The 18254-nt window shown below is 42.0% G+C and carries 9 protein-coding genes; 3 read left to right on the forward strand and 6 right to left on the reverse strand.

Features of this window, described 5'->3' with window-relative positions:
• Positions 1 to 248 precede the first annotated feature (248 nt).
• Positions 249 to 3194: an FAD-binding and (Fe-S)-binding domain-containing protein gene (locus MMU05_RS03435; protein ID WP_241140269.1), complete on the forward strand. Its 2946-nt coding sequence runs from the start codon at positions 249 to 251 to the stop codon at positions 3192 to 3194.
• 127 nt (positions 3195 to 3321) lie between these two features.
• Here the strand turns inward: MMU05_RS03435 and MMU05_RS03440 are convergent, their stop codons facing one another.
• Entirely contained in the window at positions 3322 to 3648 is a 327-nt protein-coding gene (locus MMU05_RS03440; RefSeq protein WP_241140270.1) for a hypothetical protein, read from the reverse strand.
• Entirely contained in the window at positions 3638 to 3952 is a 315-nt protein-coding gene (locus tag MMU05_RS03445) for a hypothetical protein (RefSeq protein WP_241140271.1), read from the reverse strand. Before MMU05_RS03445 ends, MMU05_RS03440 begins: the two co-directional genes overlap by 11 nt.
• Positions 3953 to 4219: 267 nt before the next feature.
• On the opposite strand from MMU05_RS03445, the gene MMU05_RS03450 reads away from it, so the two are divergent.
• Positions 4220 to 7444: a UvrD-helicase domain-containing protein gene (locus tag MMU05_RS03450; protein WP_241140272.1), complete on the forward strand. Its 3225-nt coding sequence runs from the start codon at positions 4220 to 4222 to the stop codon at positions 7442 to 7444.
• Complete coding sequence (locus tag MMU05_RS03455) at positions 7437 to 10286, forward strand: PD-(D/E)XK nuclease family protein (RefSeq protein ID WP_241140273.1); 2850 nt, start codon at positions 7437 to 7439, stop codon at positions 10284 to 10286. Before MMU05_RS03450 ends, MMU05_RS03455 begins: the two co-directional genes overlap by 8 nt.
• Before the next feature lie 180 nt (positions 10287 to 10466).
• On the opposite strand, the gene MMU05_RS03460 is transcribed toward MMU05_RS03455, so the two are convergent.
• The 4 genes from MMU05_RS03460 to MMU05_RS03475 all read right to left on the reverse strand — a co-directional run bounded on the left by MMU05_RS03460 (position 10467) and on the right by MMU05_RS03475 (position 18182).
• Entirely contained in the window at positions 10467 to 11972 is a 1506-nt protein-coding gene (locus tag MMU05_RS03460) for a glycoside hydrolase family 32 protein (protein ID WP_241140274.1), read from the reverse strand.
• Positions 11973 to 12010: 38 nt separating this feature from the next.
• On the reverse strand, positions 12011 to 14149 hold the full coding sequence (locus MMU05_RS03465) for a glycoside hydrolase family 97 protein (protein WP_241140275.1): 2139 nt from the start codon (positions 14147 to 14149) through the stop codon (positions 12011 to 12013).
• 32 nt (positions 14150 to 14181) lie between these two features.
• A complete protein-coding gene (locus MMU05_RS03470) occupies positions 14182 to 16929 on the reverse strand; it encodes a cation-translocating P-type ATPase (RefSeq protein ID WP_241140276.1) in 2748 nt (915 codons plus the stop codon).
• Positions 16930 to 17093: 164 nt separating this feature from the next.
• Positions 17094 to 18182 carry a site-2 protease family protein gene (locus tag MMU05_RS03475; protein WP_241140277.1) on the reverse strand — a complete coding sequence of 363 codons (1089 nt, stop codon included), beginning with the start codon at positions 18180 to 18182 and terminating at the stop codon, positions 17094 to 17096.
• Positions 18183 to 18254: the final 72 nt, after the last annotated feature.

The following is an 18254-nucleotide window of genomic DNA, read 5'->3' on the forward strand; positions in this document are numbered from 1 at the left end:
CCCCCTCTATTTTGAGATTAAGGTTTAATGGATACACTATATGTAGCGTCCACCTAGATGAAATATCAATTTTATACCCAATCTTCTTTAAGATTATTTAAAACCATTTTGGCCCATCCAAACCTAAAGCATCGGTCATCGGTCATCGGTCTTTTTCAAAAACTTCCGTCTTCTGTCTTCCCCAAAATAATTTCCCAAACCAACGTGAATTTCTCCTATACCCTGTTTCTTTTATTTATTTTTGAACCATGACTTTGACCAAACCTAACCTATTGCCTTTATTGGAGAATTTGGCTACCCAAATAGAAGGGGAACTCAAATTTGACACACTTACCAAAACTCTTTATGCCACCGATGCTTCCGTATATCGGGAGATTCCTTTGGCTGTCGCCTTTCCAAAATCAGAGTCTGACATCCAAAAACTGATCCTTTTCGCAGGTAAAAATAAAACTTCCCTGATCCCAAGGACAGCGGGAACCTCACTCGCAGGACAGTGTGTCGGTAACGGTATCGTGGTAGATGTGGCAAGAAACTTTACCAAAATCCTGGAATTCAACAAAGAAGAAAAATGGGTTCGTGTGCAGCCGGGCGTAGTCCGGGACGAACTCAACCAATTTTTGAAACCACATGGGTTGTTTTTCAGTCCGATCACTTCCACCGCCAACCGCGCCATGATCGGTGGAATGGTGGGGAACAATTCCTGCGGAACGACCTCGATCGTCTATGGGACCACGAGGGATAAGGTCATGGAGTTGAAAGTTTTTTTGAGTGATGGCTCTCAGGTGGTTTTTGGCGAATTGTCCCAAGCTGAATTTGAAGCCAAGTGCCATTATGAAACTTTGGAAGGACAGCTTTACCGTCAGGTCAGACAGGAACTTTCCAATCCGGAAAACCAAAAAAACATTGAAGAACAATTTCCAAAGAAAACCATTCACCGCCGCAATACAGGCTATGCAGTAGATGTTCTTTTGGAGTCCGAAATATTTACAGAAGGTGGAGGGAAGTTCAATTTCTGCAAGCTGTTGGCCGGTTCAGAAGGAACATTGGCCTTTACCACAGAGATCAAAATCCTTTTGGACCCTGTTCCCGATCCTTTGGAAATCGTGGTGGCCGCACACTTTGAGTCCATCCACCAAAGCATGAAAGCTGCACAGGTTGCCATGAAACATCCTGCCACAGCCGTGGAGCTGATGGATAAAATCATTTTGGATTGTACCAAAGAAAGCATCGAGTACAGCAAAAACCGCTATTTCGTCGAGGGCGATCCGATGGCATTGCTGATGATTGAATTCACCGGAAAAACAGAATCTGAAGCAAGGGAAAAAGGAGACAAACTGATCGCTGACCTGAAAGCTGCAGGATTGGGATATGCCTATCCTGTCATCGGGCCTGACCTGACCAAGTCCGCTTGGGCTTTGCGTAGTGCAGGTTTGGGACTGTTGGCGAATATTCCCGGTGACCCAAAAGCCGTGGCATGTATTGAAGATACCGCGGTGGACATCGATGATCTGGCGGATTATATTGATGAATTGGATGAAATCCTGAAGGGGTTCAACCAAAATCCTGTGCATTATGCCCATGCCGGCGCAGGGGAAATCCACATGCGCCCGATTTTGGATTTGAAGAAGAAAGCAGATCAGGAGGAGTTTTATAAAATCTCGGAGGCTTCTGCCAAATTGGTCAAAAAATACAATGGCTCACTCAGTGGCGAACATGGAGATGGCCGGGTCCGTGCGCCGTTTATCCCGATGATGGTGGGCGAGGAAAATTACCAATTGCTTCGCCGGGTCAAATACACCTGGGATCCTGATAATATCTTCAATCCCGGCAAGATCGTAGACACTGCCCCTATGAATACTTCATTGAGGTATGAAGCCGAAATGGTGACTCCGGAGCAAAATACCCTGATGGATTTCAGTGCCGCAGGAGGCATTTTGAGGTTGGCGGAGAAATGTAACGGTTCAGGTGACTGCCGCAAGTTGCCGGCTTCTGGTGGCACGATGTGCCCAAGTTATCAGGCTACCAGAAATGAGAAAGATACTACCCGTGGCCGTGCCAATACTTTGCGCGAGTTTTTGACTATGGACAAAAAGGAAAATGCCTTTGACCATCCGGAGATCAAGGAGGCTTTGGATTTATGTCTTTCCTGCAAAGGATGTACTGCAGAATGTCCATCCAATGTCGACATGGCTTCGATGAAAGCGGAATTTTTATATCAATACCAGAAAACCCACGGGGTTCCGTTGCGCTCCAAAGCTTTTGCCCATATCAATGAACTGAATGGATTGGCGGCAATCGTTCCAGGTTTAGCCAATTTTACCTTGGCAAATGGAATTACAGGAGGATTGATGAAATCGGTTTTGGGAGTGGCTCCAAAAAGGAATCTGCCGGAAATCAGCAAGGTGAGTTTGAGAAAATGGTACAAAAACAATTACAGCAAACTTCCCGGGAAAACTCCTGTGGTCAAATCGCTGTACTTGTTCATAGATGAATTTACCAACCATAACGATACTGAAATTGGGATCACAGCGATCAAATTGCTTAAGAAATTGGGTTATGAGGTAAAGGTAGTGGACCACGAGGAAAGTGGACGTTCCGCATTGTCCAAGGGATTGCTCGAAAAAGCTAAGAAACATGCAGAAGCCAATGTGAGGATATTTCAGGATATCATTGATGGAAACACACCTTTGTTGGGAATCGAACCTTCTGCTATTTTGAGTTTCAGGGATGAATATCCAAGGTTGGTGGGAAAGGAATTGGTCGAGGGAGCAAAGAAACTGAAATTTCATACCCAAACCATAGAGGAATTTATAGGGAAGGAAATTGCAGCAGGAAACATCAAATCTGATTCCTTTACTGAGGAAACCAAAAAAATCAAGCTTCACGGACATTGCCATCAAAAAGCCTTGTCTTCCATGACTTGGACACAGAAGATGCTTTCCTTGCCAAAAAACTACAGTGTAGAAACAATTCCTTCAGGTTGCTGCGGCATGGCAGGGTCATTTGGTTATGAGGCGGAGCATTATGACATCAGCATGCAGATAGGGGAGATGGTGTTATTTCCGGCAGTTAGAAATGCTGAAGTTGCCACGATCATTGCAGCTCCAGGCACGTCATGCCGTCATCAGATCTCGGATGGGACAGGCAGGAAAGCCAAACATCCGGTTGAAATTTTTTGGGAAGCCTTAAAGTGACCAATGAGATATCAAAAAAATAAAGCGCAAGGAAAATAATCTTTGCGCTTTATTTTTTCAAAAGCAAGTCATAGGGTCTGGTTTATGAAAACCTGATTTTCAATTAATAAGCAAAGCTTTAATCTAATTACTTGATAGATTTCAAAACTAACTGCATGTCCTTTTCAGGAAAGTCACTTGAAACGTGTCGGTTTTGGGTGGCAATGAGATAAACGTTGTTCTGTCTGATGCAGAAATAGACCTGAACATTTGGTTTTTCCCTACTTTGTCTTCCCATTGATCTGAAAGATAGTTTTGTTTTAAAAAACTGATTTCCTAGTGGAGTTCCTGTGTCAGGGTTTTCCTCTAACTTATCCAATAATAACTTGAAGTCGTGGCTGAATGAGGGATGTTCTTTAACCAAGCTTTTGAGTTCTTTTGTAAAGGCATCCGTGCAGATTATGTTAAAGCTCATTTAATAATTCTTTAGCGGATTTAAGATTTATTTTACCTTCTTGGGACTGTTTTATCTGTTCTACAGCCTCCGCGTAAGGTTTAGGCAGGGTAATGACTTTCGGTTGTTTTACAGGGATAGGTTCTTTAATCTGCCGAATTCTTTCATATCGGTAAAGCCTTCTGTCGCTGTCGTGGTCAATTTGTGTGGCGGGAATCCTAACGGGAGCTTCTTTTGGATTTAAGACTTTTACAAACTTGAAGTTGCTCAAAACCTCAAGTACAAAATCAACTTTGTTGTCTTTTATACTGATTTCAATTTTCATAGTATTATGCAGTGACTTTTGTTTTATTAATTTTGAACTTAAGGTTAATAAAAATATTAATGTTTATAAAGTAAATATTATTATTTATTTCAATTTATTAAGCAAATTCAACCTAAACTGAGTGGATTTGGAATATTTTATTGGAAAATAGCAAAATTATATCCCCTCTCCCAAAGTAAATTTTATTTTTTATAATCAGACAGTCTCCGTCAACCGTTTTTTTATCCTCCTAAATTCTACTTGTTTTGTCTATCTTGATTTTTGAAAATGGAAGACAAAAACTTTATCATTTACAAATCCTCTGCAGGGTCGGGTAAGACTTATACCCTGACAATGGAATACCTCAAATTGGCCTTAAAATTTCCTGATAGTTTCAAATCCATCTTGGCGGTGACTTTTACCAATAAAGCAACGGCCGAAATGAAGGAGAGAATCCTCAAAGAGTTGAAAAGGCTTAAACATACCGTACAGCCTGACCAAAAAATGGATCGGGAATTATTGGACGGTTTGAATATCGGTGAAGACGAATTGAAATCCCGTGCAACTAAAGTCCTGACTGCTATACTGCATGATTACGGGAGGTTTTCTGTCAGTACGATAGATAGTTTTTTCCAGAAAGTCGTTCGGTCTTTTGCCAGAGAAATGGACCTCAATGCAAAGTTTGAAGTCGAAATGGATCAGGATGCAGTACTAGACCGCGTTGTAGACAGGGTGGTGGCAAAGGTGATGGACGATGAGTTTTTGCACAAATGGCTCGTGGATTATGCTGTCGAGCAAATCCAAAACGGCAAATCCTGGGATATCCGAAAAAATATAAAAGAACTTGGAAAGCAGATTTTTCAGGAAGATTTCAAGAAATATGGGAATGAGATCAGGGAGTTTTTGAAGGAAAAAGAAAACATCAAAAACCTGAATGCTTTTGTTCGCGAAAGGAAAGCAGAACTCATCAAGGTCACACGTCAACTCAAGGAAGAAGCCAATCAGATCCGAATCAACAATGGTTTGGAATGGACTGATTTTTCCGGAGCGACCGTTTCTTTTGCTAAAAAGTTTGACCTTTTGGGCGACCGATACAATCCTGTCCCCGAACTCAGCCCTACGCAGGTGGACAAAATCGGGAATCCTGAAAGTTGGTACAAGAAAAAAGATCCGAATATGGAGCGGATCGAAAGTGCCTACCATCAGGGATTGAACCTTATCCTTTCTCAGTTTGACACCCTATTGACCAAATGGAATACGCTCGAGGCAATATCCAAGAATATTTTTGTTTTTGGGATTTTTCGAAACCTCCTTGAAGAACTTACCCTGCTCAAAGACGAAGAAAGCATCCTGTTGATCTCTGATGCCAATGAGTTTTTGAAAGAAATCACCAAAGAAAACGATGCTCCTTTTATCTATGAAAAAGTGGGCAACCAATATCGAAACTACCTCATTGATGAATTTCAGGACACCTCAGGTTTCCAATGGGCGAGTTTCAAACCATTGCTTGAAAACTCCCTTTCCCAAGGAAATATCAACCTGCTTGTAGGAGATGTCAAGCAGTCGATTTACCGGTGGAGGGGAGGAGAGATGAAGCTTTTGCTTGAGCAAGTGGAATCAGAAATCGGCGCCCAAAGGGTCAGAAATGAAAACTTGGACACCAATTTCAGAAGCCTTCCCAATATTATCAACTTCAACAATGCACTTTTCAAGCAGCTTCCCAAGGCTTTTGAAGAGGTGGTGGAAAGAGTTTATAGCGCAAGCGATGCGGGTATTATTTCCCGGGCATACCATGATGTCCACCAAAAGGTCTCCGACCGAAAAGCCAATCTGGAATCGAAAGGAAAAGTTCGATTTGAATTTATCGATGTCAAGGAAAGTGAGGAAGAGGGAAAATTTGACGCACAGGCACTTTCCCGACTTCCAAGAATCGTGATGGAGTTACAGGATAAAGGGTACGAGCTTAGAGACATTGCTTTTTTGGTTAGAAGAAAGTCAGAAGGAGAAGCCATCGCAGATACTTTGATGGGATTTGGAGCAGACAATCCTGAATTGCCATACAGCTTTGATGTACTCTCGGATGAGTCAATGTACCTGCAGAAGTCCGCTTCTGTCAAGGCCTTGGTGGCAGGACTCCATTATCTCCATGAACCTGAAGACAAAGTTCAGTTCAAGACGATGTGGTACTACTATTCCGTTCTGAAAAACGAAGCGGTCAACCATGACTTGTTTGCTTTGGAGAAAACCCCCGAGTACTTAGTCAAAAAGGAAAAGTCATTCAAAGAAAAGGAGACAATTCTTTTGCAGTTGCCTTTGATGGAGGCAGTGGAGGAGTTGATCGGGGAATTGGAGCTTCAGCAAAATGGCTTGGAGAAAGCCTACATCTCGGGTTTCAAAGAAGCTGTTTATGATTTTACTGCTAACAACAGAGCTGATTTATCAGGATTTTTGGAGTGGTGGGAAGAAAACAAAGAAAAGCGCACTGTCAAAATTCCCGAGGGACATAATGCCATGAGGATCCTTACTATCCATAAATCCAAAGGGTTGCAGTTCAAAGTAGTCTTGATGCCATTTTTGAAATGGGAAATTTTTGATACCAGAAAGGGCAATGTGGTTTGGTCACCTTTTCAGGATTCTGAATGGAATTTATCTGCCATCATTCCTCTGACTTTGAATGGCAAATTGGCCAAATCAGATTTCAATGAAACCTATTCTGAGGAGGCTACTTTGGCGTATCTGGACAGTCTGAACATGATTTATGTGGCTTTGACAAGGGCTGAGGAAGTGATTTGGGGTTTGGTGCCTTTTAAAGAAATCAAAAAGGATCCTTCATTGAACAACTTGGAAATACATCTTCAAAAGGTTCTCAGCGGTTTTATAGACAATGACAGAGAATTGAGCCTTTCCGAATATTTCGATCCTGACACCAAGGTCTTTGATTATGGATCTTGGCCAAAAACAGAAACCAAGAAAAAGGAGGAGAAGGATATGCCACAACTCCGGTGGGCTTACCAAAATTGGTCGGAACTCCTGAAGGTGAAACAGTATGCCGTTGATTTTTCTGCTGAAGGGATAGCGCAGCGGAAAAAGCAGAATTTCGGATTGTTGGTTCATGAGATTTTAGAAAAATCCGGGACATTGACTGAATGCCAATCCATTTTACAAGCCTTTTACTATGAAGGAAGAATTTCAGAAGAGGAGCGTCTTCAGGTAGAAAGCCAACTTCAGGGATTGTTTGCGGATCCGCTTTTTGCTTCTTGGTTTGATACAGAAGGTGTTTTGTTGGCCGAACAGGGAATCCTCCTTCCGGGAGGAAAGCAAAAGCGGCCGGACAGGATTATTCTCAAAGATTCTGAGGCTCTTATCGTGGATTTTAAGACAGGTGAAGCTTATGAAAAATATAAAAATCAGGTTCGCGAATATATGGACTTGGTAGGAAAACTGGCTGCAAAGCCAGTCAGAGGATTTATTTGTTATTTGGAAACAGGAGAAATAGTCAAGATCAATGCATAGTTTTTTAAGAAATACAGCAGCTTCCATTCTTCAAGGATATCAGGAACTCCAAAATCTGGTTATCGTTTTACCCAATCGCCGGGCTGGATTGTTCTTTACACAACATTTGGGGGCATTGATAGAGGAGCCGACTTGGATGCCGGAGGTAAAGACGATTGAGGATGTTTTTTACCAATATGCCGGACAGCGGCCTTCAGACGATCTGACTTTGATATTTGAACTTTATAAAGTTTACCAAAGCCTTCATCCTGAACCGGAGACTTTTGACAGGTTTTATTTTTGGGGAGAAATGATCCTCAAAGACTTCAATGACTTGGATCAGTTTATGGCTGATGCCAAAAAACTCTATCTCCATTTGTCAGAAATCAAGGAACTGGAATCTGACCTTAGCTTTTTGAGCAACAGTCAGATTGAATTGATCCGTCAATTCTGGAATTCATTTGAAAAACAGGACAGAAGCCATCAGGAAAAATTTCTGAAGTTTTGGCAAATGCTCAGTCCATTATACCAAGCTTACCAGGCTTCTCTGGAAGTTTCAGGATTGGCTTATTCAGGAAAGTTGTACCGAAAAGTAGCACAGTCATTGGATGAGATTTCAAAGCCTGAAAAGCATTTTATCTTCATCGGTTTCAATGCGTTTACCTGTACGGAAGAGAAATTGATCAGGCATTTCATTTCTGAGTTTGGAGCCAGGATTTTTTGGGATATCGATGGATATTATTTGGATGATGCCAATCAGGAAGCCGGTCTTTTCTTTAGAGAATACCAAAAAGACAAAATTTTTGGGCCGACATTTCCAAAGGAAATTCCCACCCATATCCAAAACCGAAAAGCTAAAATCCATACCTATGCCACCCCGCTCAAAACCAATCAGGCGAATTTGGTTGGGTCTATTTTAGAAAAAGGAGGACAGGATGAAAATTGGGAGGAGACAGTGGTGATTTTGCCGGATGAGCAGATGCTGTTTCCGATTCTACACACCTTACCCGGCCAAATCGATAAAGTCAACGTGACGATGGGTTATCCTGTCAAAAACGCCCCTGTCTATGCTTTTCTGGAGGCTGTTTTGGAAATGCAGCGCTTTATCAAAGTCGAGGAAGGGAAAGTTTTATTTTACCATCAGCCTGTCAAAAACCTGCTGTCTTCGATTTACCTCAAAGCTGAAAATGAGTCTTTTGTAGCAAAGACTTTGGCAGACATGCAGGAGAAAAATCAAATATATATTCCTGTGTCTACGCTCCATCAAGGTGGGGCTTTGTTCCAGCTTATCTTTCAGCAACTCAAAAGTGAAACCCTATTTCCTTATCTCTCTGTCCTGATGGAACAGCTTGCGGAGAGATTGACAGATGAACCATTGCAGCGCTTGTACCTTTACCAATGCTTCAAGCAGTTGAACAGGTTAAGGGAAATCTTTGAAAAGCAGGAATCGACGACTGTGGACCGCGAGTTTTTTATCCGATTGTTCAGACAGGTATTCAGAGAGGTAAAATTGCCATTTGAAGGGGAACCGTTGCAGGGATTGCAGGTCATGGGTGTGTTGGAATCCAGGAACCTGGATTTTCGCCGTGTGATCATTTGTAATATGAATGAGGACAGTTTCCCTCCTTCAGCCGGGCTTAATTCCATGATTCCTTTTAATATCCGAAAGGCCTTTGGTCTTCCTGTTCAGGAACAGAATGATGCCATTTATGCCTATACTTTTTACAGGCTTTTGCATAGTGCGGAGGAAGTACATATGATCTATACCACCGCTTCCGATCAGGGCAAGGCCGGTGAAAAGAGCCGATATATTCAGCAGATGATGGTCGAGTTGGGAATTGAGATGAAGGAAGAAATCATCTATGTACCCATTGACTTGAAAAATACAGATGCCATTTCCATTTCCAAAACTCCCGAAGTGCTCAATCTATTGGATAGATATGTGATTTCCGCGGAAGGTTTTGCGCAGACTTCATTTTCACCTTCCGCTCTGAGCGTATATCTGGATTGCAGGCTTAAGTTTTACCTGCAATACCTCGCCAACATTCAGGAAAAAGATGAGGTAAAAGAAGAGATTGACGCAGCAGTTTTTGGGAATATTGCCCATTACAGCATGGAATTTCTCTATGATGGGTTTAGGAAAAGGAAAAACAGAGATGTACTTGAAAAAGGGGATTTCGAGGATTTGAGGAAAAATTGGGTCTTCCCATCAATCGAACTGGGGGTAAGAAAGTTTTATCACCTTGAAGAAAATGCCGATACCAAACTCAGTGGGCAAATGACCATCGTGAGGGATGTGATGCAAAAATACATGGTCCGCTTGCTCGAGATTGATGAAGAAGATGCGCCTTTCCGCCTGGTATCTATGGAAAAAGCCCACAAAGCCCAATTCGAAATCAAGACTGTAAACGGAATCAAAAAGATCAGCCTCAAAGGTTTTATTGATAGGGTGGATGAGAAAGAAGGTACGATTAGGTTGATTGATTATAAATCCGGCGGGGACAAGAAAGTGTTTTCCAATGTGGCAAGTCTTTTTGACCGGGAGGATAGAAACCGGAACAAAGCAGCCATGCAGACCATGTATTATGGATTGCTATATCAGGCCATGCATCCTGAAAATTCCAAACCTCTGAAACCTGCGCTATTTAATTTTAAGGAGATTTTCAAAGAGGATTTCAATCCATACCTCAAAAACAAAGAACAAAAATCTGAAGTACAGGACTACATAGAATATGCAGTCGAATATGAATCAGGTTTGAGGAAAATGCTTGAAGAAATGTACGATCCTGAAGTTTCTTTTTCACAAACAGATAATCTGGAAAAATGTAAATATTGCCCCTATTCAGAAATTTGTGGAAGGTGAGTATTCAATTCATGAAAATCATAGCCAACGTTCGTGTCTCCACGAACATTCAGATCCTTGAAAGATTGGCAGTGGAGACACTGCCAATGTCGAAAACTTTGCCCTCCTTGCGTGCCTTCACGGACATTCTTTAAGTAAATTTGGCAGTGGAGACATTGCCAAAGGCGATAGGCTTTTCTCTTACCAAATTGACTTGAGGTAATGCATGGATCCAGGATTTTCAAAGCCTGTAAGTTTCAATTTGCTGTAGGCTTCAGTTGGAAAAACCAATTCCGTCATGACCATTTCACCATCGTTGGCAAAAATCTCAACAGACGAGCGGTCGATGTATATTTTGAGGGATTTTACTTCCAAACCATTAAGCGGGGCGGTATGGACTTTGGCAAATCTTGCTTCGAAGTCTACCAAACCTGAAGCTGTCCTGTCAAAAACCAAACTATTCTCTGATTTTTTGAAAATGACTTTTTCTCCTTTTTCGTTTGAAAGTTCAATCTCAAAATCAATTCCGACGGAAGGTGCAAGTTCTAATTCCACCAATTCCTCTTCCAAAACAATGGATTCCCCAGAGATCTCCAACGTGGATTTTCGTAAGGCTTGTAATTCTGCTACAGGTCTTGAAGCTACTTGATAGCCGTCTCTCGATGAAACCAATTCCAGACTTCTGGGCAAAGTTGTCGCTGAGCGCCAAGGGTGTGTTGGTACGACTTGGGCATAATCCCAATTGCTCATCCAACCAATAAAAAGCCTTCTACCGTCTTGCTCAGGCACATTGGACCATGTTACTCCGGCGTAATTGTCAGCACCATAGTCCAACCATTTTATATCGTCATGTTCTGCTGTGAAGTTTTTCCCATCAAAGTTTCCAATAAAGTATTGGGTTGCGGAGCCGCCGTTTGGACCACCGGGATTGATGCTGACAAACAGAACCCACTTTTCAGTTCCGTCTGCTGCTTTCAATTGGAACAAATCTGGACATTCCCAAACGCCTCCATATGCCGCCCAATCCGGGTTGAAGGAACTTTCCAAAGTCCAGTCCAAAAGGTTTGGAGAAGAATAAAAACTGATTCTGTCCAAAACCGCCAAGGACATAACCCATTTGCCTGAACCATCTTCTCCTTTTAACCAAGCCACTTTTGGGTCTCTGAAATCTTTGATTCCCGGGTTTTTCAACACAGGATTACCCGCGTATTTTATCCAAGTTCTACCTTTATCCGTGCTGTAAGCTATTCCTTGAGTCTGAAAATCGATTCTTTTTTCTTTTTCTCCCACAGGATCATGGTAGGTATAGATGGCTACCATGGCAGGATTTTCATTGGTTCCTAAACCACTGGTGTTCTCATGGTCGATCACTGCCGAACCAGAGAAGATATAACCCAAAGAATCGGGTTCGATGGCTACAGGCAGATGCTCCCAATGAACCAAATCAGTGGAAATCGCATGGCCCCAATGCATCGGACCCCATATGGTACTGTCTGGATAATACTGATAAAACAAATGATATTCCCCATCGAGATACACCATGCCATTTGGATCATTCATCCAATTGGCGGCAGGGGTAAAGTGGTATTGCGGCCGGTGAGGTTCGTTGTGTTCTATGATTGATTCTTGCGCCACAGATCCCTGCTGATCACACGAAATCGTCAAAATTGGAAATAGTAAGAAGGGTAAAAGATTAATTTTTTTCATGGTTTTGGAAATATCTCCTTTCAAAATAACTCTATGATTTACAATTTTTTCAGCCCCCTTATTTCCTCTTTACTTGCTTCCTTGATGCTGATGGCATAGCCACCGCCGGGAGCGCTCATTTGGGATAATTTGGATTTGGAAGTAACGACCACTTTTCTGATGTTGTAGGCTTGGGGATTATTTCGGTAGTGAGCATCTTTTGCATCTGAATAAATGGTCGCAATGTAAGTTTTGCCTGCATCCAAGAAATCAAAATTGATATTGGAAACCCTCTCACTCGTTCCGTTCACGTTTCCGACAAACCAGTTCGAAGCCCCTTTTTCTTTCCTTGCAATGGTCAGGTAATATCCAGGTTCTGCTTCTAAGTACTTGCTTTCATCCCAATCCAAAGCTACATCTTTGATAAACTGGAATGCATCGGGAAACCTGTCGTAATTTTCCGGTAAGTCAGCAGCCATCTGAAGCGGGCTGTACATGGTCACATAGAGTGCAAGTTGGTTTGCCAAAGTACTGTTGACCCAAGAGTTATTCTGTGGATTGATCTTGCTGATATCCATTTCAAAAATCCCCGGAGTATAGTCCATCGGCCCTCCGATCAATCGGGTAAAAGGAAGGACGGTCACGTGGTTAGGCTTTGAACCGCCAAATGCCTGGTATTCTGTTCCCCTTGCGGATTCATTTCCGATCAGGTTGGGGTAGGTTCGGCCAATTCCCGTCGGACGAACAGCCTCGTGGGCATTGACCATAATTTTGTAGTCAGCTGCTTTTTCCAAAGCATATTGGTAGTGGTTGACAATCCACTGACTGTAGTGATTCTCTCCACGGGGAAGTATAAATCCCACATAACCGCTTTTCACGGAATTGTAGCCATTGTCCTTCATGAATTTGTAGGCTTCATCCATATGCCTTTCGTAGTTCCTGACAGAAGAAGACGTTTCGTGGTGCATGACCATTTCTACGCCTTTGCTTTTGGCATAATCGCGGATTCCAACCAAGTCAAAATCAGGATAGGGTGTCAGGAAATCAAATACAAAATCTTTGGAATTGCCAAACCAATCTTCCCATCCCACATTCCATCCTTCCACCAAAACGCCATCAAAACCGTGTTTTGCTGCGAAATCGATGTATTTTTTGACATTAGCAGTCGTCGCACCATGCTTTCCGTTTGGTTTCGCTTTGGAGAAATCAGTTTCTCCGATTCTCACTGCAGGAAACTCGTCTGTATATGACCAAGAACTTTTTCCGGTGATCATTTCCCACCAAACACCCACATATTTCATGGGTTTGATCCATGAAGTGTCTTCGATTTTGGATGGTTCATTGAGGTTGTAGGTCATCCTTGATGCGAGGATTTTTCTTGCATCGTCGCTTACGATGATGGTTCTCCATGGCGAATGACTTGGGGTCTGCAAATAGCCTTTGTCCCCCAAAACATCGGGTGTCAGCCAAGATTCGAAAACCATATTTTTATCATCGAGGTTCAGGTGCATGGTCGAGTAATCGATCAAGGCCGCCTCGTGAAGATTAATATAGAGACCTTCATCAGTTTTCATCATCAGCGATGTCTGTATTCCTGTTGGGGAAAAAGGCTTTTGCGCTAAATTGGCTGTAACAGCAGATGCCATCAAAGGCCGGATTTCAGATAGTTTGGATTCGGTGTAGTCGTATTCTTGCGTATCATAATCTCCAGCAATCCAAAAAGCAGTATGGTCACCTGCCATTGCAAACTGGGTTTTTTCTTCCTTGATCACGAAATGCGCAAGATTAGGCTGGGAAGGGAATTCATATCGGAATCCCAGACCGTCATCAAACAAGCGGAATCTGATGATCAAAGTCCTGCTTGTTTCTGGCTGCGTTAGGGTGACAGCCAACTCATTGTAATGGTTACGGATCTCCTTTTCCTCTCCCCAGACCGGAGTCCAGGTTTCATTCTTGGAGTCAAGTTTGGAATCTTTCATGCTGAATCCATCTGTAAGCGAAGGTTTGTTTTTAAGGTCCAAGCCCAATTTGCTAGGCTTGATGACCTCTTTTCCTTTGAATGCAAGTTGATAGGTCGGTTGGCCTTCCTTCAGTTCGAAGTTTAATATCAGGTTACCATCGGGGGATTGCAGGGTCTGTGCCCATATTAATATTGGGAAAAGAAAGAAAATGATAAGGAGTATAATGTGCTTTTTCATGAAGCTTATTTGATTTTGTCTAGATTAATACCTTAAGAAAGAATTGAATTCCTTTTTGGGAAATGTTCGTTGTTATCACTTGCCATCTTGTTGTAAATTAATTTAAAAATTTCCATTACAATGACAATTGGAAAAGCTAAAATAAGTACAGTTACCCAATCATTTAAGGATATCGGAGAAATTCTTAACATCTCCTGCATAGATGGGATATACATACTGCTGATATGGAGGGCCTGAACAGCAATAATAAAAATTATCAACCAATAGTTTTTGAGTATTGAAATCTTAAAGGTTGATTTTCTTTCTGACCTGCAATTAAAAACATGTACATTCTGCACCAAAACCATAAAGAGTAAAACCAGATTTCTAGCAGATTCTTCCTCCATTTGCACCTGTTTGATCAGGTAGTACCAAAATCCAAAGGCGATACTGCCAATTATTAAACCGGACAGTAGAATTTGCATGGTCATGATTTTATTAAAAATTCCTTCGCTTGGCTTCCTAGGTTTCCTTTTCATTGTTTCAGGTTCACCTGCTTCAAATGCCAAAGCTTTATCTTGAATACCATTTGTAACCAAATTAAGCCATAGTAGTTGGACAGCTAACAACGGCAACGGAAGTCCAAATATAATGGCTAATAGAACCATAAATACCTCTGAGGCACCGGTAGAGACCAATAAATAAATTACCTTCCTCACATTATCATAGGCAAATCTTCCCTCTTCTACGCCGGCAACGATAGAGCTGAAGTTATCGTCCACGACAATCATTGCCCCAACATCTTTTGCAACATCAGTGCCCGAACCCATCGCAACGCCTATGTTTGCCCTCTTCAGTGCCGGTGCATCGTTGACTCCATCTCCTGTTACTGCGACAAATTCTCCACTTTTTATCAAAACATCGACGATTTCAAGTTTTTGTTGGGGAGAAACTCTTCCAAATACGGATGTCGACAAGACCAATTCTTTAAATTTATCTCCGTCGGGATTGCCTGCTTGGAGAAGCATTTTCCCGGTGATTACAGGCTGATCATCATTTTGGATTCCAAGTTCTCTGGAAATATTTGCAGCGGTGGCAGGATGGTCTCCTGTAATCATGATGACTTTGATCCCTGCTTTTTTACATTTGTCTATCGATGATTTGGCTTCCGCTCTCAATGGGTCTATGAAGCAAATCAGACCTACAAATTCAAGTTTCGGTATATCTTCTTCCCTAGCATGATCTTCTGGTTTGAATAAGCCGACAGTATTTTCAGCAAAAGCAAGTAACCTATAGCCATTCTTTGCCAGTTCTTCTGCCTGGTCAAGGACTTGTTGCTTGGAAAACCCTCCTTCCTCCGGAACTACACAAAAATCCAATACAGTCTCCACAGCCCCTTTCATCCCGCAATGAGTATTGGATCCTCTTTTATAAAAGGATGCAGAAAATTTTTTCTCCGATTCATAGGGTATTTTTCCCAGACAAGGCAAAACTTTACTGATCTCCATGGGGGATATTCCGGCTTTATATCCCAACCCAAGGAGGGCGACATCCATGGCATCACCATGGTAATCCCATCCTTCCTTCTTCTTTTCCAGCACACCTTCATTTGCCAAAATGGAAATTTCAATGATTTGTTTCAATCCAATAAAATCGGAAAGATCCCTCACTCTTTCATAGGGTTCCGTGGTGTAAATTTCACCTTCTCCATTATATCCTTCCCCTGAAATGTCAAATGATTTACCGTTTGGAAGGTAGATTTTTTTCACAGTTTGCTGGTTAACTGTTAGCGTTCCGGTTTTATCACTCGCTATTACTGTACAGCTACCCAAACTTTCAACAGAAGTAAGTTTTCTGACTATGACATTTCTTTTGGCCATCCTTTTGGTAGCAACTGCCAGGGCTACTGTAAGAGAAACAGGCAACCCTTCCGGAATGGCAGAAACGGACAAAGCAACCACAAAGAAAAATATGGCAGACATGTCCATCCCCTGAAAGCGTAGCAAAACCGCAAGAATCACACAAAGGGCAACAATGAAGTAGGCAATGTTTTTGGTGAATTTTTCCATTCGGAGAATCAAAGGAGGTTTGGCTGATTCTCCTTGTGAGACATTCTGGGCAATTTTCCCTACCTCTGTATCAAGTCCTGTGTAGATGACTATCCCGCTTCCTCTGCCGGACATGACTGTCGCACCTGCAAAAGCCATGTTTTTTTTATCAGCCACAACGACCTCTTTTTTTATTGCATCCGTGTTCTTGAGGACTGCTTGAGATTCCCCGGTAAGGAAGCTTTCATCAATCTCCAGACCATTTGCTTCAATTAACCTTATATCGGCCGGAACTTTGCTTCCTGATTCAAGCAAAATAAAGTCGCCGGGAACCAGTTCTTCAGAGTCTAAATATTGCTCGGAGCCTTCCCTAATAACTCTGGAAGTGATTCTGAGAAGCTTTTGTAAGTTGGCGGCACTTTTTTCAGCATTATATTCCTGAAAGGCACCGATAAGGGTATTGATAAAAATAACTACGAAAATAAAAATCGCGTCCTTTGGTTCCCCAATTAGTACTGATGCAATAGCCGCAGCTATTAGAATAAATATCAATGGATTGACTAATTGGGTAAAGACAATCTTCCAAAGGTTGATACGATGTTTTTCGGGAAGCGTATTTCGCCCAAATGCAATCTGCCTTTCCTGAACCTCTGCATTGCTGAGTCCTTCCGGGGAGGTTTCGAGCATGGTCAACACCTCCTCTGATTTCAAGGAATGCCATTTCTTTTCCTGAAGAAGTGCTTTGTCAATCATCGTTGAATTATTTATGGACAATCATTTGAATCCTTGATAGCTCTGAAAACTCTTTTTTTAACTTTTCAGGCTTCCTCTTTTTAGATCAACTTTTATGAAATCAAGTTCTCATACTTTCAAAAAAAATCCTTCAAGATGGCACAGGGGGAGTTTCCGCATTGCCATTATTTTTGGATAGCCGTCCTCACCATGACAAATTCACTAATATTTTCCTGGTCCAATATCCCGAGAAAATGACCGTTTTCTATCACAAATGCAACTTTCCTACTTTCTGTGAGCATCCTTTTCCAAGCCTCATCTAAGTCTTCTTCAGTTTCCACTTTCATAGGATTCATATCAGCGACTTTTTCAATCAACAGGTTTTCTCCCCCCTCCTGCAATCCCTTGATAATTTCATTTCTGCTCAAAGTCCCTACCGCGACATCGTCCTTGACCACCACAAAATGTGTTGCCTGAGAATTGAGTAGCTTTTCAACTGCCTTAGAAAGCGGTGCATCAAAACCGAGAATCTGGAATTTCATCATTATTGCATCTTTTACTTTAAAGCCCTTGAGCAAACTTTCCTGTTGAGTATGGCTGACTTCAGCTGCAGCACCAAGGAAAATAAAAACCCCGATCAGAACCAAAATGGGGTTATTGAAAAGACCAAAGAATATGAAGAAAATAGCCAAAAACTGACCGATGCTCCCTGCGATTTTGGTCGCTCTTGCCCTTGGCATTCGGATCGCCAAAAATGCCCTCAAAATCCTTCCTCCATCCATGGGAAATGCAGGAATGAGATTGAAAAGTGCCAAGATCAAATTAGCAGAAGCAAGGTAGAGGACTATGGTACTTGGGCCGATTTTGATGCTTTCGAGCTGCTCGAGATTGGTCATGTCAAATCCCGTAAAATTCAGGACAAGAGACAAAATCAAGAATATCCCAATATTCACCAAAGGACCTGCTATGGCGACCCAAAGTTCCTGCTTGGGTTCTTCGGGTAATTTTTCCAGCCTGGCAATACCACCTATTGGATACAAGACGATGTCCTTTGTCTGGATTCCATATTTCTGGGCGGCCAAAGCATGTCCAAATTCATGAAAAACAACACAGGCAAAAAGAGCCAAAACAAAGATGATGATCCACAGAATGTCCATTCCTGGCATTCCCTGACGTGAATTAGAGATGATAATCCAAAGTAGCAAAAGTGAAAAAGTCCAATGGATATAAACCTTTACATTTTTGTAACTTCCCAAAGACAAGGATAATTTCATAAGAATCAAGTTAAAGTGTATGGCTGAATCCGAATTTAAGCCATTTTATCGGTGTACCCTACAAAGAAAATA

The organism is Cognataquiflexum rubidum (assembly GCF_022538115.1).
GTDB lineage: Bacteria > Bacteroidota > Bacteroidia > Cytophagales > Cyclobacteriaceae > Cognataquiflexum > Cognataquiflexum rubidum.